Origin of the sequence: Pseudomonas sp. PDM18 (genome assembly GCF_014852585.1) — a bacterium.
Lineage (GTDB): Bacteria > Pseudomonadota > Gammaproteobacteria > Pseudomonadales > Pseudomonadaceae > Pseudomonas.
This window is the reverse complement of the sequence record NZ_JACVBX010000005.1, coordinates 360,180-381,607: the sequence shown is the minus strand read 5'-3', so window position 1 is coordinate 381,607 and position 21,428 is coordinate 360,180. Positions and strand designations below refer to the sequence as shown.

The window sequence follows — 21,428 nt, the reverse complement described above, 5'->3', positions numbered from 1 at the left end:
TCGGGCTAGGTCAGAGGACGGCGGGAGGCAGCTTGGGCTCCTACTCGTGCGACCAACACCGCGGACCTGCAGCTTGCCTCCCGTCGCTCTCACCTTCGAGCTTATCGAGCTTTGCAGACACAAGCGGACTCCGTCCGCGATGTGTCAGCCTCAAGCCTTGTTTCCCGCGTCGCTTCGGCGTGCGCGCGGGCTTCTTGTTTCGCCCCCTCGGGCGACCTTCTTTGGCAAACGCCCCAAAGAAGGCAAAGGTCTTGCCCCAATCATCCGGTTTTTCGCTTAGGCGAAAAATTCCCTCGTTGAACCGAAGTTTCAGGGGCACGCGTCGAAGGGCCATCCCTGGCCCATCGCCGCTCTCGCGACATCCATGTCGCTCAACCCCTGAAACTCCGCTTCAACGAGGCCTCCTGAACGGGGCATTCGGCGCGTGCGGATATTTCTCTGGAAGCCTTTTGGGAGTCAGAGCCGAAGCCGGGGTTGGAGCGATAGGGCTGTTCGTAGGAGCGAGCTTGCTCGCGAACCGTCCAGCGCTGGAACTGCCGGTGAATCCGTTCGCGAGCAAGCTCGCTCCTACAGATGAAACCGGTGCGCCTCAGGCGACTTCCATCAACCCCGCATAAACCTTCAGGTGATGATCATCGTCACCCAACTGGTGGCTGAGCATCACCAGGCGCTTGGCGTGGTGCGCCAGGACGTATTCCCAGGTCATGCCGATGCCGCCGTGCAGCTGGATCGCCTGCTCGGCCACGAAGCGCGCTGCGCGGGTGACGATGAACTTGGCCGCCGCCAGGGTACGGCTGCGCTCGGCGCTGTCGGGCTGGTCGGCGACGCAGGCGGCGAGGATCGCCATGCTGGTGGCCTGTTCCAGCTCGCTGCGCATGTCCACCATGCGGTGCTGCAGGACCTGGAACTTGCCGATCGGGATGCCGAACTGCTTGCGCGTCTTCAGGTAGTCCAGAGTCAGTGCGCTGGCTTCCTGCAGGCTGCCGAGGGCTTCGGCGCACTGGGCGGCGATGGCCCGGCCCTGTTGATAACGCAGCGCCGGCAGCGCCTCGCCGGGCGTGCCGATGGCTTCGCCAATGGCGTCGTCGAGGAATAGCTCGCAGGCGCGCTGGCCGTCCACCGTCGGATAGTCGCGGCGGCTCACGCCGGCCTGCTGCGGATCGACGAGGAACAGGCCGATGCCCGCTTCGTCCCGCGCAGTGCCGGAGACCCGTGCCGAGACCAGGATGGCCGCGGCGCTCTGCCCGCCGATGACCACCGCCTTGCGCCCGCTCAGCTTCCAGCCGTTGCCGACCTGCTCTGCACGGGTCTGCACGTCGTGCAACTGGTAGTGGCTCTGCGGCTCTTCCAGCGCGACCGCCAGCTGTGCTTCGCCGCTGGCGATGCGCGGCAGCCAATGGTCTTGCTGCGCGTCGCTGCCCAGCTGGGCGATCAGCCCGCCGCCATGTACCACCGATTGCAGGTACGGCTCCAGGCACAGGCCACGGCCCAGTTCGGTGAGTACCAGCATGCTTTCCACGCCGCCACCGAAGCCGCCATGGCTTTCCGGCAGCGACACCGAGGTCAGCCCCAGCTCGCCTAGCTTGCGCCAGAAGTCGGCGCTGTAGCCCAGCGAGCTTTTGCTGAAGCCTTCGCGCTTGTCGAACGGGTATGCGTCGCGGACCAGGCGGGCCGCGGTGTCCTGCAGCATCTGCTGCTCTTCGCTCAGTTTGAAGTCCATGGTCCTGGCCTCACAGCTCGAGAATCATCTTGGAGACGATGTTCTTCTGGATTTCGTTGGAGCCGCCGAAGATCGACAGCTTGCGCAGGTTGAAGTACTGGCTGGCCGGCGCGGCCGAGTAGTCCGCGTGCAATGCCTCGCTGCCCAGCTCGAACTCGTCCTCGATGAAGGGCAGCGCGTAGGGACCGATCACCTTGCGCAGCAGGTGGCTGATCGCCTGGCGGATCTCGGTGCCCTTCACTTTCAGGATCGAGCTTTCCGCGCCCGGCACGCCGCCTTCGCGGGCGGCGGCGAGGATGCGCAGGGTGCTCATCTCGATGGCCATCAGCTGCATCTCCACCTCCGCCACCTGGGCGCGGAACAGCGGGTCTTCGAGCATCGGCCTGCCGTCGCACAGCTCGCGGCTGGCGACCTGCTTCAGGTGCGCGAGCACCGCCTTCGACGCGCCGATGCCGGCCAGCCCGGTGCGCTCGTAGGTCAGCAGGTACTTGGCGCAGGTCCAGCCTTCATTCTCGCGGCCCACCAGGTTTTCCACCGGCACGCGCACGTTGTCGAAGAACACCTCGTTGACCTCGTGCTCGCCGTCCAGGGTAATGATCGGGCGCACGGTGATGCCGGGGGTCTGCATGTCGATCAGCAGGAAGCTGATGCCGCGCTGCTGCTGCGCCTCGGGGTCGGTGCGCACCAGGCAGAAGATCCAGTCGGCGTGCTGGCCGAGGGTGGTCCAGGTCTTCTGGCCGTTCACCACGTAATAGTCGCCGTCGCGCACGGCGCGGGTCTTCAGCGACGCGAGGTCGGAGCCGGCGCCCGGCTCGGAGTAGCCCTGGCACCACCAGTCGGTGCCGTCGAGGATGCGCGGCAGGTAGTGCGCCTGCTGCTCGGGCGTGCCGAACTTGATGATCACCGGGGCGACCATGTTGACGCCGAAGGGGATGGTGCGCGGCGCGCCGAAGGCGGCGCATTCCTCTTCGAAGATGTGCTTCTGCACGGCGTTCCAGCCGGTGCCGCCGAACTCCTGCGGCCAGTGCGTGGCGTACCAGCCCTGCTCGGCGAGCACGCGCTGCCAGCGCTGGTGGTCGCCCTTGTTCAGGTGTTTGCCCAGGCGCACCTTGGTGGCGATGTCCTGGGGCAGTTTGGTTTGCAGGAAGTGGCGGACTTCATCGCGGAACGCCAGTTCGTCGGGGGTGAAATGGATGTCCATGGCAGGTCCTCTACAGATCGGCGAAGCGGCGGCCTTCGGCCGCCAGGCGTTCGAGCAGCGGAGCGGGCTGCCACCAGGCGCCGAGGCGCTGGTGGAACTCGCGGATTCGTTCGAGCACTTGCGCAAGGCCCACGCTGTCGGCGTAGAACAGCGGGCCGCCGCGCCAGGCAGGGAAGCCGTAGCCGTTGAGGAAGATCACATCGACGTCGCTGGCGCGCTGGGCGATGCCTTCGTCGAGGATGTTGGCGGCCTCGTTGATCAGCGCGTAGAGGCAGCGCTCGACGATTTCTTCATCAGCGACCGGCGCGCGGGTGATGCCGCGCTCGGCGGCGGCCTGCTCCAGCATGGCCGGCAGTGCCGGGTTGTCTTGCGCGGCGCGACCGCCCTCGCTGTACTGGTAGAAGCCGGTGCCGGTCTTCTGCCCAAGCATGCCGGCGGCGATCAGGTGATCGAGCACCGTGGGCAGGGTCTGGCCGGGCTTGAGGTTCGGCCGCTGGCGCGAGCGAATCGCGTGGCTGATGTCGAGGCCGGAGAGGTCGCGCACCGCCAGCGGCCCCATGGCCATGCCGAAAGTGCGCAGCGCGCGGTCTACCTGCGCGGGTGCGGCGCCCTCCTCCAGGAGGAATTCGGCTTGGCGGCCGTATTGGAAAATCATGCGGTTGCCGACGAAACCGTCGCACGCGCCGACCACTACCGAGACCTTCTTCAGGCGCTTGCCCAGTTGCATGGCGGTGGCCAGCACGGCATCCGAGGTAGCCTTGCCGCGTACCACTTCGAGCAGGCGCATGACGTTGGCCGGGCTGAAGAAGTGCAGGCCGACGACGTCCTGCGGACGCTGGGTGAAGGCGGCGATTTCGTCGAGGTCCAGCGACGAGGTGTTGCTGGCGAGAATCGCGCCGGGTTTGCAGACCGCGTCCAATCGTCCGAAGACCTGGCGCTTCACCTCCAGGCTCTCGAACACGGCTTCGACGACCACGTCGGCATCGCCCAGCGCGGCGTAGTCGAGCACGCCGCTGATCATGCCCAGGCGCAGCTCCATCTCTTCAGCGCTCAGGCTGCCGCGCGCCACGCTGGCGGCGTACAGGCCGCGGGCGCGGTCGAGGCCGCGTTGCAGAGCTTCTTCATTCACTTCCAGCAGTTGCACCGGAATGCCGGCGTTGGCGAAGCACAGCACGATGCCGACACCCATGGTGCCGCCACCGATGACCGCGGCGCGGCGGATGTCCCGTGGCTGCACGTCGGCGGCCAGTCCGTCGACCCGCGCCGCTTCGCGCTCGGCGAAGAAGGCGTGGATCAGCGCGGCGCGCTGCGGCGATTCCATGCATTGCATGAACAGCTCGCGCTCGCGCAGCAGGCCTTCACGCAGCGGCAATTGCGTCGCCGCTTCCACCGCGTCGATGCAGCGCAGCGGGGAGAACTGGCCGGGCAGGCGCTTCTGCACTTCGCCGCGCTTGTGGGCGATCAGCTCGGCGAGGCCGCTTTCCTGCACGCGCTCGTTGCGCTCGCCGGTGCGGCGCGGGCCCTTGCCGTCCGCCAGCAGCCGTTGGGCGAAGGCGAGGCCGGCTTCGATCAGGTCGCCGTCGAACAGGTCGTCGACGATGTTGAATTCGAGGGCCTGCGGCGCGCGGACCGGCGCGCCGGAGACGATCATGTCCAGGGCTTTTTCCACACCCGCGAGACGCGGCAGGCGCTGGGTGCCGCCGGCGCCTGGCAGCAGCCCGAGCTTCACTTCCGGCAGGCCGACCTGGGCATCGCGGCGGGCGATGCGGTAGTGGCACGCCAGGGCGACTTCCAGCCCGCCGCCCAGGGCGGTGCCGTGGATCACGGCGACGCTGGGCTTGCTGGCGCCCTCTAGGATTTCGACCACTTCGGGCAGGGACGGCGCCTGCGGCGGCTTGCCGAACTCGCGGATATCAGCGCCGGCCATGAAGGTGCGCCCAGCGCAGACCAGTACCACCGCACGCACCTGCGGATCGGCCTCGGTCTGCTGGAAGGCGGCGAGCAGCCCGGTGCGGACGGAGTGTCCGAGGGCGTTCACAGGTGGGTTGTCGACCGTCACCAAGGCTATCTCGCCCCGGCGTTCGAGCTTTACCGCTTCTGACATGCTGAACTCCGTTCTTAGCGTTGTTTTAACGGAATGATGTTTCGCTGTGCAGAATACGATGTCGATTTTGTTCTGTCGAGTCGGTGCGGGATGGCGCTCTTTGTAGGGCGATTACCTGGCGGGTGGTTGCGTGCTGCCGGCGACCAGCAGGTCGCCGTGCAGCTCGCAGTAGCATTCGTCGTTCCAGCCGTAGTGCGGGTCGCGGCAGATTGTGTGGCGCACCGGGCCGGTGTCGCCCGGCTTGCGCGTTTTCAGGCTGTCGCGCAGGGCCGCGTAGATCGAGCCGGGCTGCGGCCAGTCGGTGCACACGGGGCCTTCGCCGAGCTGGTTGCCGGCGCGCAGTTCGGCCTGCAGGATGGCGTCGAGTTCCGGGCAGAGCCGGGCAGTGGGCGGGTGCTTCATGGGGTTCCTTCCTTGATGTTGCAGCGGATGCGCTGGGATTATCAATGCGTTTGCCTTCGACGCTTCACTCTGCGGACAGGTCGTTTCATTCGCCCGGTGAATAGCGTTCGGACTGCCCGCCGGGCTTGGCATAGTGGAGACCGTTACTTGCGAGGGCGCGCCCATGAACGAGTTCGGTCACCAGCTGCTGGCGGTCAACGACATCCAGCTCAGCCTCTACAGTGCCGGGCCGGCGGACGGCAGGCCGGTGTGGCTGCTGCACGGCTTCCCCGAGTGCTGGCATTCCTGGCAGCACCAGATGCGCGCCCTCGCCGCTTCCGGCTATCGCGTGTTCGTCCCGGAGATGCGCGGCTACGGCCAGACCAGCGCACCGCAGGCGGCGGACGCCTACGACGTATTGACGCTCTGCGGGGATATCCAGGGGGCCATGGATGCGCTGGGGCACGACCGCGTGGCGATGGTCGGGCATGACTGGGGCGCACCGGTGGCGTGGCACCTGGCGCTGCTGGAGCCTGAGCGCGTGGCGGTGTTGGCGACGCTCTCGGTGCCCTTTGCCGGCCGCGCGAAACGTCCGCCGGTGGAAATCATGCGCGAGGTGTTCGCCGGGAAGTTCTTCTACATCCTCTACTTCCAGCAGCCCGGTCGCGCCGAGGCGGAGCTGGATGCGGACATCGCGCTGAGCCTGCGCCACTTCCTCGGTGACAACGTGCGCCTGGCGCCGGATCAGTCTCCCGACGGCCGCCTGTTCGACGGCCTGCCACCGCCGCCGGCGCGCCCGGTCTGGTGCAGCGAAGAGGACTTCCAGTGGTATGTGCGCACCTTCGAAGGCCGTGGCTTCCACGGCGCGCTGAACTGGTACCGCAACTTCGAGCGTAGCTGGCAGCGTACCGAGCCGCTGGCCGGGCGTAAGGTCGAGCAGCCGACGCTGTTCCTGATCGGCGACCGCGATCCGGTCGGGCGCTTCGAGGCTTACACCGTGCAGCGCATGCCCGAGCACGTGCCCAACCTCGAACAGCATGTGCTGGAGAACTGCGGCCACTGGATCCAGAGCCAACAGTCGGAGCGGGTGAACGCGCTGCTCGGAGACTTCTTCGGCCGGCATTACCCGGCCTGAGTCAGGCCTCGCGGCGCATGCCGATGTGCGGGATGTCGTCCTCCAGGTAGACCTCGGTCACCGCCGAGAACCCATAACGACCGTAGTAGCCCTGCAGGTGCGCCTGGGCCGAGAGGTACACCGGCAGCCCCGGCCAGCGCTGGGCGATGGCCAGCAGTGCCTGCTCCATGAGCTGGTGGCCCAGGCCAGTGCCGCGGCCCTGCGGGGCGATCACTACGCGACCGATCACCACGTCGCCGTCGTGGTGTTGCGGGTCGAGCAGGCGCAGGTAGCCGAGCAGCTTGCCCTCCTCTTCCACCATCAGGTGGCAGGTGTCGCCAACCAGGTCCAGACCATCGACCTCCTGGTAGGGGCATTTCTGTTCCACCACGAAGACTTCGGTGCGCAGCTGCAGGATGGCGTAGAGCTTTTCCTTGGTGAGGTCGCGGTGGTGCTTGCAGGTCCAGTTCAGGGCCATGTGGTGTTCACTCCAATCATCGAGGCGGCGTCTTCAGAGCGGCATGGTAGCGCGCCTCAGACCGGCGCGTGGAAGCGCAGCGTGGTCGAGCCGCCCAGGTGTCGGCGCAACGCTTCGATGGCGACCTTCACCTTGGCCGGCTGGGCATCGCGACGCGGCGTCACGGCGTAGATGCCGAACGGCGGCAGCGACCACTCCGGCAGCAGCCGCACCAGCCTGCCCTCCTCCAGCGCCTCGCGGACTTCCGGCTCCGGCTGGGCGGAAACGCCGAGGCCGTCGAGGGTGAACTGGCGCAGGGCGATCATGCTGTTGGCTGCCACGCGCGCTTCGAGCCGCAACTTGCAGGACTCCCCGCCCGGCCCGCTGAAGTTCAGGTAGGCCTGGTGCGCCACAGTGTTCAGCGAGAGCCAGTCAATGCCCTGCAGTTGCTGCGGATGGTCGATGGCCGGCATGCGTCGCAGGTAGGCAGGAGCGGCGCAGATAACGTTGTTCCACTCCGCCAGGTGCCTTGCCACCAGGCTGGAATCGGAAAGGCTGCCCACGCGGATCGCGAGGTCGATGCGCTGCTCGATCAGGTCGATCTGCTCGTCGTGGAAGAACAGCTGCAGACGCAGTTGGCGATGATTCTCCAGCAGCGGGCGCAGCGCCTCGGTGATCAGCTTGCCGGAGAAGCCCACCGGCGCGGCCAGACGCAGTTCGCCCACCGGCGCCTCGCGCCATTCGCCCAGGCGCTGCTCGGCCTCCTCGGCGATGGCGAGCATCTGCGCGCAACTTCGGTAGAAGGCTTCGCCGGCCTCGGTCAGCGTCAGCTTGCGGGTGGTGCGGTGCAGCAGCGTGACCTGGGCGTGGGCTTCGAGCTTGCGGATCTGCTGGCTGACCGCCGAAGGCGTCATGCCCAGCGCTTCGGCCGCAGCCGCCATGGAGCCGCGGGCGACCACGGTGGCGAATACCGCCATGCCGCGAAGATTGTCCATTGTGAAGCTCCGCTAAAGAGTGAAAGGCAAAATAGCGGGTTTTTCCCTTGATTGCCGACGCCTAGGATGTCATCTCCCAAAATGGAGAAGAGAAAAGATGCCTTCGAGCCGTGCCACCGTCCCTACCCCCGATGCCGCGCGCTATCTCAAGCGCCTGTGCAACCACTTCGCCCACAAGCTGCCGGTCGAATTGACCGACGACCGTGGCGTGCTGCCCTTCGATTTCGGCACCTGCCGCCTGCACGCGACCCCGGAAGCGCTGCTGATGGACGCCGAGTCCGCTGATGCGGAAGGCCTCGAGCGCCTGCAGAACGTGGTGGTCAGCCACCTCGACCGTTTCGCCTGGAAAGAAGGCCAGCTGCCGGTGAACTGGCAAGCCGCCTGATAGCGCTGGCGAAAAAGCGAAAAAGCGCAAAAACGAAAAAACCCGGCCAAGGCCGGGTTTTTTGTTGCCTGGAAAAAGCCAGGCGTCGCTGAGATTCCGTGACCATTGTTGCGCCATCTGGTCACTGAAAATCCATGAATTTCAGAATGGTCGATAAAGAGACCAGCTTCCCGAGAAGTGTGCATTTGATTGCTTTTTAACCAGATTAAAAAGTCAATACTCTGAAATATCTTGTAACCGTGTGGCCACTTTTACCCCGAGTTATCCACACGGTCGATGCGCAAAATCTGCACAGAACGGCCCTTTACTCGGAAAGCGGCCTGGTACGGCCAGCGCTCGACCAACAATTCGCGCACGCCGGGCACCTCGCTGGGCACACCGCTGCTGCTTTGCTCCAGGTTCGCCAGCGGGCTGACCTGCTCGACGATGTCCTGGATGGCCCGCAGCGCCTTCTCCGGGCCGATCAGCACGACGTAATGGTCGTAGATGGCGTCCAGATCGGCGGCGGCCTTATGCGTCCACTGCAGGCTCATGCCAGGCCCCACTTGGCTTCGATGGTCGCGTGCTCCAACAGGTGGCCGGCATCGGCGTCCGCCACCCCTTCATCGATGGCCGCCACGTGCCAACTCTGGCGTTCCAGGTACTGCGCCAGCGCCTGGCGCAGGTGGTAGGGCCGGTCCCGGTGGGTGGCGCGGGCCAGTTGGTCCAGCGCCGCCACAAGGGCGTCATCGGCGCGGAACGAGACAACGGTGGTCACTTTTTGAACAGCTCCGTTTACGCTGTATACAGTGTTTACAACGATAACATACGTATACGAATCAAGCACTTGAGGAGGGAGAAGTTTTTTGCTTCGAGCGCCCGGGAGGGCGTCTGAAGGCCTGTGGATGCGGGCTGGAGCAGCACTTTCGTGGCGGCGAAAGTTGGCTTCCGGCTTCGGGGATTTGTTGGCGGGGCGAGGGGCATCAGGCTGGCGGGGCGAAGGCCTGATTCCCACACAACAACAACAGGAGCCCCCCGCCATGCTGCTCGATTACCTGATCATGCTGGTCTACGCCCTGGGCATGCTTGCCCTGGGCTGGTACGGAATGCGCAAGGCGCGCAACCAGAACGACTTCCTCGTCGCCGGGCGTCGCCTCGGCCCAGGGCTCTACCTGGGCACCATGGCTGCGGTGGTGCTCGGTGGCGCGTCCACCATCGGCACGGTGAAGCTGGGCTACCTCTACGGGCTGTCCGGCCTGTGGCTGGTGTTCATGCTCGGCCTGGGGATCATCGTCCTCAGCCTGGTGTTCTCGCGGCAGATCGCGAGGCTGAAGGTCTACACCGTCACGCAGATCCTCGAGCAGCGCTACCAGGCGTCCTCGCGGCTGATCGGCGGCATCGTGATGGTCGCCTACGACCTGATGGTGGCGGTTACCGCGACCATTGCCATCGGCTCGGTGACCGAGGTGGTCTTCGAGATCCCGCGCATCCCGGCGATCCTCTGCGGCGGTGGCATCGTCATCGTTTATTCGGTGATTGGCGGCATGTGGTCGCTGACCCTCACCGACATCATCCAGTTCGTGATCAAGACCCTCGGCATCTTCGCCGTGCTGCTGCCGCTGTCAATTCACGAGGCGGGCGGCCTGTCGCGCATGCAGGAAGTGCTGCCGGCGGGCTTCTTCGATCTCGGCCACATCGGCCTGGACACCATCCTCACCTACTTCCTGCTGTACTTCTTCGGCGCGCTCATTGGCCAGGACATCTGGCAGCGCGTGTTCACCGCGCGCAGCGAGAAAGTGGTGCGCTACGCCGGCCTCGGCGCGGGCGTCTACTGCATGCTCTATGGCCTGGCCTGTGCACTGATCGGCGCCGCCGCCCACGTTCTGCTGCCCAACCTGGCAGTGCCGGAAAACGCTTACGCCGAAGTCACCCGCCAGGTGCTCCAGCCAGGCCTGCGCGGGCTGGTGGTCGCGGCGGCGCTGTCGGCCATCATGTCCACCGCCTCGGGCTGCCTGCTGGCGGCCGCCACGGTGTTCCAGGAGGACATCTATGCACGCTTCCTGCGCCCTGGCGCGCCCAACGGCCTGCGTGAGAGCCGCCTGTTCACCTTGATGATGGGCGTGGTGATGCTGGCCCTGGCATGCCTGGTGAACGACGTCATCGGTGCCCTGAGCATCGCCTACAACCTGCTGGTCGGCGGCCTGCTCGTGCCCATCCTCGGCGCCCTGCTGTGGCGTCGTGCCTCCGCACGCGGAGCCATGGCCAGCATCGTGGTCGGCTGCCTGGTGGTGGTCGCCTTCATGGCCATCGATGGCGTGCTCGCCAATACCCCCATCGCCTACGGCCTGCTCGCCAGCCTAATCACCTTCGTGGTGGTCAGCCTCGCCGGCGCACCCGCCGCCAGCCTGCAGGCGCAGGCCGACTGAACCTCAATCCGACAGGAGACGCCCCATGCCCCATGATTTCCCGCAGCCCCTGGACGCCGCCCAGATTCCGCGTTTCGCCGGCATCCCCAGCTTCATGCGCCTGCCGATCTTCGAGGACCCGGCGCAGGTGGATATCGCCCTGCTCGGCGTGCCCTGGGACGGCGGCACCACCAACCGCGCCGGCGCCCGTCACGGGCCGCGCGAGGTGCGCAACCAGTCGAGCCTGATGCGCAAGGTGCACCACGTCAGCCATATCGCACCCTATGACCTGCTGCGCATCGGCGACATCGGCGACGCTCCGGTGAACCCCATCGACCTGCTCGATTCGCTCAAGCAGATCGAGGGCTTCTACCGGCGCATCCACGCCGCCGGCACCGTTCCGCTGTCGGTCGGCGGCGACCACCTGGTGACCCTGCCGATCTTCCGCGCGCTGGCCGCCGAGCGACCCATTGGCATGGTGCATTTCGACGCCCACTCCGACACCAACGACCGCTACTTCGGCGACAACCCCTATACCCACGGCACGCCGTTCCGTCGCGCCATCGAGGAAGGGCTGCTGGACCCGAAACGCACGGTGCAGATCGGCATTCGCGGCTCGATCTACGACGCCGACGACGAAGCCTTCGCCCTTGAGCAAGGCATCCGGGTGATCCACATGGAAGAGTTCGCCGACCTGGGCGTCGCCGCCACGCTGGCCGAAGTGCGTCGGGTGGTGGGGCAGGGCCCGACCTACGTGACCTTCGATGTCGACGTGCTCGACCCGGCCTACGCGCCCGGCACCGGAACGCCGGAGATCGGTGGCATGACGACCCTGGAGGCGCAGCACATGATCCGCGGACTGCAGGGGTTGAACCTGATCGGCGCCGATGTGGTGGAGGTTTCGCCGCCGTTCGACCAGGGCGGGGCGACCGCGCTGGTGGGCGCCACCATGATGTTCGAGCTGCTCTGCGTGCTCGCTGATTCGGTCGCCGCACGCCGTTGACCACCCTGGGGGTTCACGGGGCGGCGCGCTCGGCGCTATAACGAAAGGCCTGCGCCCGCCGCCACGAGAACTCCCATGCTGGGCAATCTTTCCGATATCGACCTGCGCCTGCTGCGCACCTTCTGCACCATCGTCGAGGCGGGCGGCTTCACCGCCGCCCAGGTACGCCTGAACACCAGCCTGTCGCGGCTGAGCGTGCTGGTGCGCGATCTCGAACTGCGCCTGGGCTATTCGCTATGCCGGCGCGGCAGCAGCGGTTTCCAGCTCACCGAGGAAGGGCAGCAGCTTTACGAGGCGGCGCTCGGGTTGTTCGTCGACATCGAGCGCTTCCGCGAGCAGGTGACCGGCCTCGGCGGCCGCGATCGGGAAGTGCTGCACCTGGGCTGCGTCGACGGTGTGCTCGGCCAGCACTGCTGGCCGCTGCCGCTGGCGCTCCGGCTGTTCCGCGCGGGTAACCCGAGGGTGCGCCTGAACCTGCACACCCAGCGCCCGGACGAGCTGGAAAACGCCGTGCTGGAGGAACGCCTGCAACTGGCCATCGGCGCCTTCCATCATCGCTTGTCGGGGCTGCGCTACCAACTGCTGTTCCGCGAAGAGCAGAACCTCTACTGCGCCCAGGGGCACCCGTTCTTCGAGCGTGCGCAGGACGAGCCTTCCCTGGAGCAGATCTGCGCGGCCGAATACGTCGGCCGCGGCTACATGACCGAAAGCCGCCGGCCCCACGGGCTGGTCTTCAGTCGCGCCACCAATGCCTACAGCATGGAGGCCATCGCCAACCTGGTGTTCAGCGGCACCTTCATCGGCTACCTGCCCACGCACTACGCGACGGAATGGGTCGCACAGGATCGCTTGCGGGCGATCCGCCCTGCGCAGCTGGCCTATGTTTCGGAGTTCCATTGCGTAACGCGCCAGGGTGCCGAGCCGGGCGAGGTGCTGGGCGCCTTCCTCGACGCCCTTGAGCGCGCCCAGGCTGAACTGGGTAGCGGGGAGCCGGCATGAGCGACGGCCTGCAGGCATTGCGCGAGGAAGGCTTCGTCCTGCTGCGCGGCCTGCTGGACGCCAAGCAGGTGGCCCAGGTGCGTACGCTGATCGACGACCTGCGCCCGCTGCACTGGGACTACGAAGGGCTGGTGGATCACTACAAGTGCGTGTTCAACCGCTCGCCGAGCTGGCTGCCCTTTCTCGATCCACCGGGGTTGATCGAGCTTGCGGAAGCCGCGCTGGGCGCGGACTGCCATGTGATCGGCCAGACCGCCTGGCGCTGCCATCCCGGCTTCATCGGCGCGGACATGCACCAGGACTACCTGCCCGTTGCGCTTCCGGGAGCGGACCTGGAACTGCCAATGTTCATCTGCACCGCGCAGGTCTATCTCGATGACATCAATGAGCAGCTGTGTCCGACTTGGGTGATTCCCGGCAGCCATCGCGCAGGCCGCGCGCCGGCACCGGACGAGCGCGAATGGGCGGGCAGGACGGCCGAGCCGGTGCTCTGCCGCGCGGGCGATTGCCTGCTGTTTCGCAGCGACCTGTGGCACGCCGGCAGTCGTAACCTGAGCGAGCGCACGCGCTACCTGCTGCAGGTGCACTATGGACGCCGGATGGTCGCGCAGAAGTTCTCGCCCTATCTGAACTGGACCTTCAACCCCGAGGTGCTCGCTGCCTGTACGGCGCGCCAACGCCGCTTGCTGGGCGACCACGAGGCGGCTGAATACGACTGAACGGAGGTTCTGATGAGCGATGTACATGCCGGCGGCTGCCATTGCGGCCAGCTGCGTTACGAATGCGATGCACCGTTGACCGACGTCGCCCATTGCCATTGCTCCGTCTGCCGGCGCACCACTGGCGGCATTGTCACTACCTGGGTGACGGTGCCCATCGGCAGCTTCCGCTGGACCCAGGGCAAGCCGGCCGAGTATCGCTCCTCGGCCACCTGCCTGCGCTACTTCTGCGGCAGCTGCGGCGCGCAACTGGCGCTGTTCACCGACCATGCGCCCGAGACGCTGGACCTGACCACGGCGACGCTGGACGAAGTGGCGACCGTAGTGCCGGACCGGCATATCTGGGTGAAGAGCCGGCTGCCCTGGATTCACCTGGATGAGCAGCTTGAGGAGGAGTGGGAGGAGAAGCTCTAGCGTCCGCTGTTGCGCTTTGGTTCGCGAGCAAGCTCGCTCCTACGAAGAGCTGCACCGTAGCGCTCTTGTAGGAGCGAGCTTGCTCGCGAACAGGGCTGTCCGGAGGCTGTCAGGGCAGCTCCAGCCCGCCTGACGCCTTGTGCAGCTCGCGCAGGTGCGCGCCGATCTGCTTGGTGTTGGCTTCCAGCGCGGCCAACTCGTCACGGCGCTCCGGAGTGAGCAGGGCGCGTACTTCGCGGTCGAGGTTGTCGCTGAGCTGGCGCAGACGCTGCTGGCGTTGCTGCGTCTGCTTCTCCAGGGTCGCTGTGTCCGACACCTGGGGCAGGCCGTAACCGCCGTCGAGCAGCTCGGCCGGGCGGCTGAGGAAGCCGCTGTCGTCGAGGATCTGCTGCAGTGTCTTGCCGGCCGCTGCAAGGTCCGGCTTGCTGTTCATGGCGTCCGGGTTGCTCAGGTACAGGCGCTTGAGTTCGTCCTGGGCCAACAGCAGTTGGCGGCGCAGCGAGGCCTGTTCGAGCAGCAGCAGGGCGGCGCTGGAGCGCAGGTCGGCTTTGTCGAACCAGGGGCGGCGGTCGACGGCGGGGAGGGCGAGCCAGTCCTCGACCTTGTCCTGCGGGACGTTCATGCGCTGCTTCAGCACGTCGAACATGGCCTGGTAGCGGTCGCGGAAGGAGTCGAAGCGGTAGCCCAGGCGCAGGGCTTCCTTGGGGTTGTCCAGCACGCTGGCGTCGGCGATGCCCTTGTTCTCCAGCAGGCCGAGTACGCCGTAGGGCGTGATGCTGTCCATGGTCTGCAGGCTTTGGCGCTGGATGCCGCTGCGCAGCAGCTTGAGCGTCTCCACCGCGCAGTTGTTGGACAGGAAGTAGTAATTGCCGTCGTAGCTCCAGTGGCTCTGTGCGGCGCGCTCCACCAGGCTGGCGACTTCGTCACGGCTGAGCTTGAGCGGAATGGACGCGAGGCTGCGCAGCTCGACCTTGGTGTATTCCTCGATCACCTGGGACAGCGGCAGCACGAACAGGCGCGAGGGGTAGGCGCCGGTCAGGCCGTCCCAGCTGGAGAGCTGCAGGTCGCCGACGAAGGCGCGGTAGGACAGCACCAGATGCTGGTCCAGGTCCAGGCGGCAGGCGGGGCCGCGCGGTCGACCCGGCGCGCAGACCACCAGGCGGAGCATGGTGTGGCCCCAGCGACTGGCGATCTCGGTGTTGGCCTCGGCGATCAGATAGTCGACCTCGTAGACGCGCTCCGGGTCGAGGTAGCCCAGTGGCTGGCGGCCGAAGTCGCGGCCGGCGTTGAGGTAGGCGTACCGGGTCGAGCATTCGTCGTGCGGGCGCTCGCCGAAGCGTTCCGCGTAGTAGCGGTACAGAGCCGGGCGGCGGCAGGCGAAGCTGCGGTCGAGGAGGAAGTACTCCATGTTCACCGCGACGTACTCGCGCGGGTTGGTCAGCTCGTAGCGGTCCGGGCTGCGCAGCAGGAAACGGTTGTGCTGTTCGCGCTCGCCATGTTTGCCGGCGTATTGCGGCCAGCCGGCAAGGTCGAGCAGGCGAGGGTCGTCCGAGAGACTGAAGCGGCGGCCGGTCTGGCCGTGGCAATCGTCCGGTGCGCCGACGCGACCCAGGCTCTTGTCGCGCATCGTGCAGCGACGGATCACCCGGCCTTCGTCGGTATCCCAGAGGCGCGCGCGGTCGTAGAGGTGGGTCAGCTCATGGAGCAGGGTGGCCAGCAGTTCGCGGCGCAGGGTGCCGTGGGTGCGGCCGGTCTGCTCGGTGGCGGCGCTGCCGTCGGTGAGCGGGCCGAGATAGCGGGTATTCAGGGCGATGGCGCCGGGGCGCAGGGTGCGGCCCATGCCATTGCTGGGCAGGTCGTCGCGCCACTGCACCTGGACGCTGCGGTCCAGGTGCTGCACGAAGCTGTCCGGCAGGGTGTGGAGGGCTTCGTCCAGCAGTTGCTGGCTGGCCTGGCGCTGGGCGGCGTTCAGGCCGTCGGCTTCCAGTTCCAGGCGGAGCGCGGCGTGGCTGCTGGCGGCGACAAGCAGTGCCAGGGCCGCCAGCCAGCGGCCAGCCCGGAGTCTCACAGAGCGAGGATGGCTTCGGCCAGGTCCTGGTCGGAGGCTTCGCGAGCCTGCGGCACCTGCTCGCGCAGTACCTTGAACGCGGCTTCCAGTTGCGCACCACGGATCGCGCCGTCGCTGCCAACGTAGCTGGCGGCATCGTCACGGGCTTCGCGGACGACTTTCATGTCACGCACGGAGGTGGTGGTGTCCGAGGTGAAGTCGATGCTGCGGGCGAAGGCGTTGGTGGTGATGTTGAACACGCGGATCACCGATTGGGCCTGGGCGGTGGAGGCGCAGGCGGCAAGGAGGAGGCCGAGGATCAGGGGGCTCTTGGAAAGCGAGCTGAGGCGCATGGATGTCTCCGAAAGGGCAGCGGGAGCTGCTCACGACTTATTTGGCAAGAATTGCTTCGGCCAGTTCCCGATCGTTCGCCGCCAGCTCCGGATGCCGCTGGCGCAGCCAGTGCAGCGCTGCCTCCAGGCGGGCACCGCGCAGGGCTCCATCGGTGGCAACGAACTGCGCCGCGTCGTCGCGGGCGCCGCGCAGCAGTTTGTTGTCGAAGGGCGCGCTGGTGACCTGGCTGGTGGCGTAGCTGGTCGCGACCGGAAACTGGGTGGTCTGGTCGAATGCCCAGGCGGGCAGCGAACAGGTCAGCAGCGGCAGCAGGAACAGCAGGGTACGCATGGGCTTGGACAATCGAGAAAGCACGGCCGCCAAGGCTAACGGAATGCGCGGGCGAGAGCCAGCGCAGAGCGCCGGGCGGAGCGCCCGGCGCGGAGGGTTCAGCCGATCAGATGGTCAGGATGGCCTGGGCCAGCTGCTGGTCATTGGCGGCCAGGGTCGGCAGCTTGCTGCGGATGTGGGCGAGGGCGGCTTCCAGGTGCGCGCCGCGGATCTGGCCCTGGCTGGCAACGAAGGTGGCCGCGTCGTCACGGGCTTCGAGAACGATCTTGTCGTCCTTGAAGGAGTTGCTCAGGTCCGAGGTGCCGTCGGAAGTGGCGCCGGTGGCGCGCACCGACAGGTCGGTGGTGTAGACGAAGCTGGTGGCATAGGCGCCAGTGGCGCAGCCGATCAAGGCGGCGGCAGCGATCAGGCGAAGGCTGTTCTTCATGGAGTGGCTCCGGATAAGACCAAGCAAAGGTGGCCGGGGCGGCCACTCTAACTGTGCTCAGACTAGCCAAGACTGACCGGCGTCACCAGCATTCAGCGCCAGAATGGTTTCGAGATTTCCCGTATACGTTCGCTGGGGCTGATGCCGATGTCGGCCAGTTGCTGGCTGGTGAGTTCGGCGAGCTGACGGCGGGTGCGGGCATTGCGCAGCCATTCGCCAAGCAAGGCTGGTAGACGACGTAGCAGGGCGGGGGCCGGAGTGGGCAGATCGGATGACAGTGCGCGTTCCATGACGGGCCTCCTCGTGACCGTGGTGGACTGTCGGTACAGGCTCGCATTCGTCGAGCCGGCGCATTAGAGGCAGCGAAGGGTAATTGCGGGAGTACAGCGAAGCGAAATTCAGAACTGTACCGCCGTGGTTGCAGCTGGCTGTTCTGTGATCAGCGAGGGAGACGGTACAAAAAAGCGGGTTTCCAGAATGCCAAGGGCCGCTCCAGGTGAGCGGCCTCAGGCAATCTACCAGTACAGTTAGGGCGAGCCTGGAAGGTGCGGCTCAGTTGTACTGTTGGATCAGCGCCAGAACGGCTTGTTCAGTTCGGCGTAACGCTGGGCTTCGCTGATGCCGGCGTCGGCCAGCAGGCGGGAGTCCAGGCGAGCCAGCTGACGGCGGCTTTCCATGCGGCGCTGCCACAGGCGAACAGTGCCGACGAGGCCACGGTGGGCGCTGGAGGTGCTACGGGTGGTGCTGAGGGCTGCGGAACCGAGGGTACGTTCCATGGTGGTCATCCTTCTCGCTTGTGGCGAGTAGTCAGTTGCTGAATGGATTGAGCATATGATCTGACTTTTTGGTCAAGGATGACAGGTACAGTTGCACTGTATTGCGGCTGGTCAGGCGATTGTAATTTTGAACTGTAATGGTCTTTTTCGGGGCGAACTGTACCGTTGCGCTCCATTCTGGTGCGCAATTGGTAGGTGTCTGAGGTTTTTCGAGGCTGCCGGCCAAGATGGCCGCGGGGGAAGCTGAACAGTTGGAGCGGGATAAAAATCTGTTCAGGAGTGTTTTTACGTGGTTTTTTTCCGGCTGTAAACCCTTGCGGGCCATTCATTGCTGAATGACCCGCAAAGCGTCTGGAATCAGCTCGCCGCCAGCATGTGGCCGCGTTCTTCCAGGTTGATATGCCACTCCAGGGCCTCGCGCAGGATGTGCGGGGTATGGCCGCCGCGCTCGCAGGCGGCATCGAAGTAACTGTTCAGGGCGTCGCGGTAGGACGGGTGCACACAGTTGTCGATGATCACCCGGGCGCGCTCGCGCGGTGCCAGGCCACGCAGGTCCGCCAGGCCGACTTCGGTGACGAGGATGTCCACGTCGTGCTCGGTGTGGTCGACGTGGCTGACCATCGGCACCACGCTGGAGATGTTGCCGCCCTTGGCGATGGACTTGGTGACGAAGATGGCCAGGTGCGCGTTGCGGGCGAAGTCGCCCGAGCCGCCGATGCCGTTCATCATCTTGGTGCCGCCCACGTGGGTGGAGTTCACGTTGCCGTAGATGTCAAATTCCAGAGCGGTGTTGATGCCGATGATGCCTAAGCGACGGACCACTTCGGGGTGGTTGGAGATTTCCTGCGGGCGCAGTACCAGCTTGTCCTTGTAGCGCTCCAGGTTGCCGAACACGTCGGCGTTGCGGCGCGTCGACAGAGTGATGGAGCTGCCAGAGGCGAAGCGCAGCTTGCCGGCGTCGATCAGGTCGAAGGTCGAGTCCTGCAGTACTTCGGAGTACATGGTCAGGTTCTCGAAGGGCGACTCGATCAGGCCGCACATCACCGCGTTGGCGATGCTGCCGATGCCGGCCTGCAGCGGGCCGAGGCTGTTGCTCATGCGGCCGGCGTCCACTTCACGCTTGAAGAAGTCGATCAGGTGGTTGGCGATGCCCTGGGTTTCGTCGTCCGGCGGCAGCACGGTGGACGGGGAGTCCGCCTGGTCGTTGACGACGATGGCGACGATCTTTTCCGCCGGGATCGGGATGGCGGTACTGCCGATGCGGTCGTCGACCTTGGTCAGCGGGATCGGCGTGCGGGTCGGGCGGTAGGTCGGGATGTAGATGTCGTGCAGGCCTTCCAGGTTGGTGTTGTGCGCGACGTTGATCTCGACGATCACCTGCTTGGCGAAGATCGCGAAGCTGGCCGAGTTGCCCACCGAAGTGGTCGGCACGATGTGGCCTTCTTCGGTGATGGCGACGGCTTCGATGACGGCGATGTCCGGCAGCTTGAGCTGGTGGTTGCGCAGTTGCTCGACGGTCTCGGAGAGGTGCTGGTCGATGAACATCACTTCGCCGGCGTTGATCGCCTTGCGCAGGGTGCTGTCGACCTGGAAGGGCATGCGACGGGCCAGGACGCCGGCTTCGGTGAGCTGCTTGTCGAGGTCGTTGCCCAGGCTGGCGCCGGTCATCAGGCTGATGCGCAGCGGCTCCTGCTTGGCGCGCTCGGCGAGGGCCTTGGGTACGGCTTTGGCTTCGCCGGCACGGGTGAAACCGCTCATGCCGACGGTCATGCCGTCCTTGATAAGGGCCGCGGCCTGGTCGGCAGTCATCACCTTGTCCAACAGGGAGGACATACGCACGCGATCACGGAACATGGGAAAACCTCGGGCAGTAGGAAGTGCGAGGCGGCCAGTCTAGGGATTCGGCGATTTTTGGCTCTTATACCAAGGTCGCAAAATCACCCGGCTGGTTGCCTTCTTACTACCAAAGTTCATGCGGGTTGCCTGAAGTCAATGGCCGCTCCGTCAGCGGCCAGGGGCCGATGAGCGGAGTTCTGGAGAGATTCGAACTCCAGTACCGGCGGGAAGCTGACGGCCTTCAGCGGGTATTGACGATCTTTGCGTTCGTAGACAGTTACCCAGTGTGCCAGTCGATAGCGCGGCACGTAGTTGTCGAGTAGCCACTGGCTGTTGGACAGGTGGTAGGTGAGCGTCAGCGGGTTGCGCGTGACGAAGCCGTGGATCAGCACCACGTCCGGGTTCTTGTCGTAGACATATTGCATTGCGCCCTCCAGGCCTATGTCGTGATCAGCGTTGGAACGCAGGCCGATCAGCGGGTCGGCCACGAGCTTGTAAAGCTGCTTGGCGCTGTTGTTGGCGGCGTTGAGGTTGAAGTAGTACAGCGACACCGGGGGCGAGGCGAGGCCGAGCAGGTCGACGAACTGCTGCTGAATGCCGGCCAGGTAGGCGGTTTGTCCCATCTGGTCGTAGACGATGCACAGGCCGTCGGGGTAGTTCTCCCGCAGGAAGTGGCCGATGGCGGCCTGGTAGTTGCCGTCGAGGCTCTGTGCAGCCAGCATCGGCGAGCGCTGTGCCAGCGCGTCGTCGAGCGGTACGTGGCTTTGCGGGTCGCGCAGCTTGTCGCGGTACGACGCCAACGCGCCAGCCGGATCCTCCACCACTAGGCGACCCATCAGCAGCAGCGCGTTGGGTCTGCGGCCAGCAAACAACTCGATGCGCGGAATCCAAATAACGGCGATCACCGCGCAGAAGGCGTACAGCGCGACTACGGCGCGAGCCGGGCGCCAGGAAAGCTGGCTGAGCGCGTAGCCCGCGCAGGCAAACAGCAGATAAAACTGGGGTAGGGCGAGCGTGTAGAAGCGGAAGTAGGGTTGAAGTCGAAGTTCGAGCCGGCGAAGAAGATTCCCATTAGCGACAACGCCACTAGCAGGGAGAAGTGCGCCTGCTGCTGCATGTGGCGCAGCAGCAGGGCCGCCGGAATCGCCAGGGCGATCGGGTAGACGATGCGCAGCTCCTGGAGGACGAACCAGACGTAGGGCCAGTGGGTGCCTTCCGCTGTGATCTTGGCGTAGAACGCGCTGATCTGGACTTCGCCGAAGTAGAAGAAGCGAAACAAGAGGTACGCCGAATAGCTCGCCGCGCAGAGCGCGAAGATACGCAGGGCGAATGCGCGCTGTCGGGTGAAGGCGAAGAAATGAAGAACGGTACCACCAGGAAAGCTTCCGGGCGCGCGAACAGTAGCAGGGCGAAGGGCAGAGCGGGCAGCCAGCCGATCTTTACCGGACGCGAGCTGATTAGCAGGCAACCCGAAAGCAGCAGGGTGTAGGCCGCCAGTTCCAGGCCGCTGTTGGCTCACCACACGAATGGGGTGCTGCCGGCGATCATTAGTGCCGCGGCTCCGCCCCAGGCCGGGTTGGCGAAGTTTCGGCCGGCCAGGTACACCAGGTACACCGTGCCCAGGCCACAGGCCAGGCCTAGTAGCTTGACCATCAGGATCGGCGTGGCACCAAGGTAGATGCCCAGGGCCAGCAGGTACTGCCAGAGTGGCCCGCTGCCGGTCTCGACCGGCATGTCGCCGATGTTGAAGACGTATCCGTAGCCATTTGCGATGTTTCCGCG

At 65.8% G+C, this 21,428-nt stretch carries 26 protein-coding genes; 7 read left to right on the top strand and 19 right to left on the bottom strand.

Going from position 1 to position 21,428, the window contains the following annotated elements; all coding sequences use genetic code 11:
* Positions 1–589: 589 nt before the first annotated feature.
* The 4 genes from IB274_RS13790 to IB274_RS13775 all read right to left on the bottom strand — a co-directional run bounded on the left by IB274_RS13790 (position 590) and on the right by IB274_RS13775 (position 5,427).
* Positions 590–1,720, bottom strand: a complete 1,131-nt coding sequence (locus IB274_RS13790; RefSeq protein ID WP_192432485.1) for an acyl-CoA dehydrogenase family protein — start codon at positions 1,718–1,720, stop codon at positions 590–592.
* Between the two features lie 10 nt (positions 1,721–1,730).
* Positions 1,731–2,921 (bottom strand): acyl-CoA dehydrogenase family protein, encoded by a 1,191-nt coding sequence (locus IB274_RS13785; protein WP_192432484.1) that lies wholly within the window; start codon positions 2,919–2,921, stop codon positions 1,731–1,733.
* Positions 2,922–2,931: 10 nt separating this feature from the next.
* On the bottom strand, positions 2,932–5,025 hold the full coding sequence (locus tag IB274_RS13780; protein WP_192432483.1) for a 3-hydroxyacyl-CoA dehydrogenase NAD-binding domain-containing protein: 2,094 nt from the start codon (positions 5,023–5,025) through the stop codon (positions 2,932–2,934).
* A 111-nt stretch (positions 5,026–5,136) separates the two neighbouring features.
* Positions 5,137–5,427, bottom strand: coding sequence for a hypothetical protein (locus tag IB274_RS13775; protein WP_192432482.1), 291 nt, complete (start codon positions 5,425–5,427; stop codon positions 5,137–5,139).
* A 163-nt stretch (positions 5,428–5,590) separates the two neighbouring features.
* On the opposite strand from IB274_RS13775, the gene IB274_RS13770 reads away from it, so the two are divergent.
* Positions 5,591–6,541 (top strand): alpha/beta fold hydrolase, encoded by a 951-nt coding sequence (locus IB274_RS13770; RefSeq protein WP_192432481.1) that lies wholly within the window; start codon positions 5,591–5,593, stop codon positions 6,539–6,541.
* A 1-nt stretch (position 6,542) separates the two neighbouring features.
* Here the strand turns inward: IB274_RS13770 and IB274_RS13765 are convergent, their stop codons facing one another.
* Both IB274_RS13765 and IB274_RS13760 read right to left on the bottom strand, forming a co-directional pair.
* Positions 6,543–6,998 (bottom strand): GNAT family N-acetyltransferase, encoded by a 456-nt coding sequence (locus IB274_RS13765; RefSeq protein ID WP_192432480.1) that lies wholly within the window; start codon positions 6,996–6,998, stop codon positions 6,543–6,545.
* A 56-nt stretch (positions 6,999–7,054) separates the two neighbouring features.
* The gene (locus IB274_RS13760) at positions 7,055–7,972 is read right to left on the bottom strand and encodes a LysR family transcriptional regulator (protein WP_192432479.1); all 918 of its coding nucleotides are present in this window, start codon (positions 7,970–7,972) and stop codon (positions 7,055–7,057) included.
* A gap of 97 nt (positions 7,973–8,069) precedes the next feature.
* On the opposite strand from IB274_RS13760, the gene IB274_RS13755 reads away from it, so the two are divergent.
* Complete coding sequence (locus IB274_RS13755; protein ID WP_138213394.1) at positions 8,070–8,357, top strand: DUF2218 domain-containing protein; 288 nt, start codon at positions 8,070–8,072, stop codon at positions 8,355–8,357.
* Positions 8,358–8,608: 251 nt separating this feature from the next.
* Here the strand turns inward: IB274_RS13755 and IB274_RS13750 are convergent, their stop codons facing one another.
* Both IB274_RS13750 and IB274_RS13745 read right to left on the bottom strand, forming a co-directional pair.
* Complete coding sequence (locus tag IB274_RS13750) at positions 8,609–8,890, bottom strand: type II toxin-antitoxin system RelE/ParE family toxin (protein ID WP_081518921.1); 282 nt, start codon at positions 8,888–8,890, stop codon at positions 8,609–8,611.
* Positions 8,887–9,114, bottom strand: a complete 228-nt coding sequence (locus tag IB274_RS13745) for a CopG family ribbon-helix-helix protein (protein ID WP_192432478.1) — start codon at positions 9,112–9,114, stop codon at positions 8,887–8,889. Before IB274_RS13745 ends, IB274_RS13750 begins: the two co-directional genes overlap by 4 nt.
* A gap of 262 nt (positions 9,115–9,376) precedes the next feature.
* On the opposite strand from IB274_RS13745, the gene IB274_RS13740 reads away from it, so the two are divergent.
* The 5 genes from IB274_RS13740 (at position 9,377) to IB274_RS13720 (ending at position 13,876) form a co-directional block, all read left to right on the top strand.
* Entirely contained in the window at positions 9,377–10,762 is a 1,386-nt protein-coding gene (locus IB274_RS13740) for a sodium:solute symporter (protein WP_192432477.1), read from the top strand.
* A 25-nt stretch (positions 10,763–10,787) separates the two neighbouring features.
* Complete coding sequence (speB, locus tag IB274_RS13735; RefSeq protein WP_081518919.1) at positions 10,788–11,744, top strand: agmatinase; 957 nt, start codon at positions 10,788–10,790, stop codon at positions 11,742–11,744.
* A 75-nt stretch (positions 11,745–11,819) separates the two neighbouring features.
* Positions 11,820–12,743, top strand: coding sequence for a LysR family transcriptional regulator (locus tag IB274_RS13730; protein WP_192432476.1), 924 nt, complete (start codon positions 11,820–11,822; stop codon positions 12,741–12,743).
* Complete coding sequence (locus tag IB274_RS13725) at positions 12,740–13,462, top strand: phytanoyl-CoA dioxygenase family protein (protein ID WP_192432475.1); 723 nt, start codon at positions 12,740–12,742, stop codon at positions 13,460–13,462. The genes IB274_RS13730 and IB274_RS13725 overlap by 4 nt, the downstream gene beginning before the upstream one ends.
* A 12-nt stretch (positions 13,463–13,474) precedes the next feature.
* Positions 13,475–13,876: a GFA family protein gene (locus tag IB274_RS13720; RefSeq protein ID WP_192432474.1), complete on the top strand. Its 402-nt coding sequence runs from the start codon at positions 13,475–13,477 to the stop codon at positions 13,874–13,876.
* A gap of 109 nt (positions 13,877–13,985) precedes the next feature.
* Here the strand turns inward: IB274_RS13720 and IB274_RS13715 are convergent, their stop codons facing one another.
* The 11 genes from IB274_RS13715 to IB274_RS13665 all read right to left on the bottom strand — a co-directional run bounded on the left by IB274_RS13715 (position 13,986) and on the right by IB274_RS13665 (position 21,380).
* On the bottom strand, positions 13,986–15,944 hold the full coding sequence (locus IB274_RS13715) for a DUF4105 domain-containing protein (RefSeq protein WP_192432473.1): 1,959 nt from the start codon (positions 15,942–15,944) through the stop codon (positions 13,986–13,988).
* Positions 15,941–16,276, bottom strand: coding sequence for a DUF2388 domain-containing protein (locus IB274_RS13710; RefSeq protein WP_192294266.1), 336 nt, complete (start codon positions 16,274–16,276; stop codon positions 15,941–15,943). The genes IB274_RS13715 and IB274_RS13710 overlap by 4 nt, the downstream gene beginning before the upstream one ends.
* Before the next feature lie 37 nt (positions 16,277–16,313).
* A complete protein-coding gene (locus IB274_RS13705) occupies positions 16,314–16,607 on the bottom strand; it encodes a DUF2388 domain-containing protein (protein WP_081518915.1) in 294 nt (97 codons plus the stop codon).
* Between the two features lie 106 nt (positions 16,608–16,713).
* Positions 16,714–17,034, bottom strand: coding sequence for a DUF2388 domain-containing protein (locus IB274_RS13700; RefSeq protein ID WP_081518914.1), 321 nt, complete (start codon positions 17,032–17,034; stop codon positions 16,714–16,716).
* A 92-nt stretch (positions 17,035–17,126) separates the two neighbouring features.
* The gene (locus IB274_RS13695) at positions 17,127–17,324 is read right to left on the bottom strand and encodes a DUF1127 domain-containing protein (RefSeq protein WP_192432472.1); all 198 of its coding nucleotides are present in this window, start codon (positions 17,322–17,324) and stop codon (positions 17,127–17,129) included.
* A gap of 279 nt (positions 17,325–17,603) precedes the next feature.
* Positions 17,604–17,810, bottom strand: coding sequence for a DUF1127 domain-containing protein (locus IB274_RS13690; protein WP_015474893.1), 207 nt, complete (start codon positions 17,808–17,810; stop codon positions 17,604–17,606).
* A gap of 5 nt (positions 17,811–17,815) precedes the next feature.
* Positions 17,816–18,139 carry a hypothetical protein gene (locus tag IB274_RS13685; protein ID WP_192432471.1) on the bottom strand — a complete coding sequence of 108 codons (324 nt, stop codon included), beginning with the start codon at positions 18,137–18,139 and terminating at the stop codon, positions 17,816–17,818.
* Between the two features lie 28 nt (positions 18,140–18,167).
* On the bottom strand, positions 18,168–19,664 hold the full coding sequence (locus tag IB274_RS13680) for an acetyl-CoA hydrolase/transferase family protein (RefSeq protein ID WP_192432470.1): 1,497 nt from the start codon (positions 19,662–19,664) through the stop codon (positions 18,168–18,170).
* 116 nt (positions 19,665–19,780) lie between these two features.
* Positions 19,781–20,482 (bottom strand): hypothetical protein, encoded by a 702-nt coding sequence (locus IB274_RS13675; RefSeq protein ID WP_192432469.1) that lies wholly within the window; start codon positions 20,480–20,482, stop codon positions 19,781–19,783.
* A gap of 92 nt (positions 20,483–20,574) precedes the next feature.
* Positions 20,575–21,114 carry a hypothetical protein gene (locus tag IB274_RS13670; RefSeq protein WP_192432468.1) on the bottom strand — a complete coding sequence of 180 codons (540 nt, stop codon included), beginning with the start codon at positions 21,112–21,114 and terminating at the stop codon, positions 20,575–20,577.
* 47 nt (positions 21,115–21,161) lie between these two features.
* Positions 21,162–21,380, bottom strand: a complete 219-nt coding sequence (locus IB274_RS13665) for a hypothetical protein (RefSeq protein WP_192432467.1) — start codon at positions 21,378–21,380, stop codon at positions 21,162–21,164.
* Positions 21,381–21,428 lie beyond the last annotated feature (48 nt).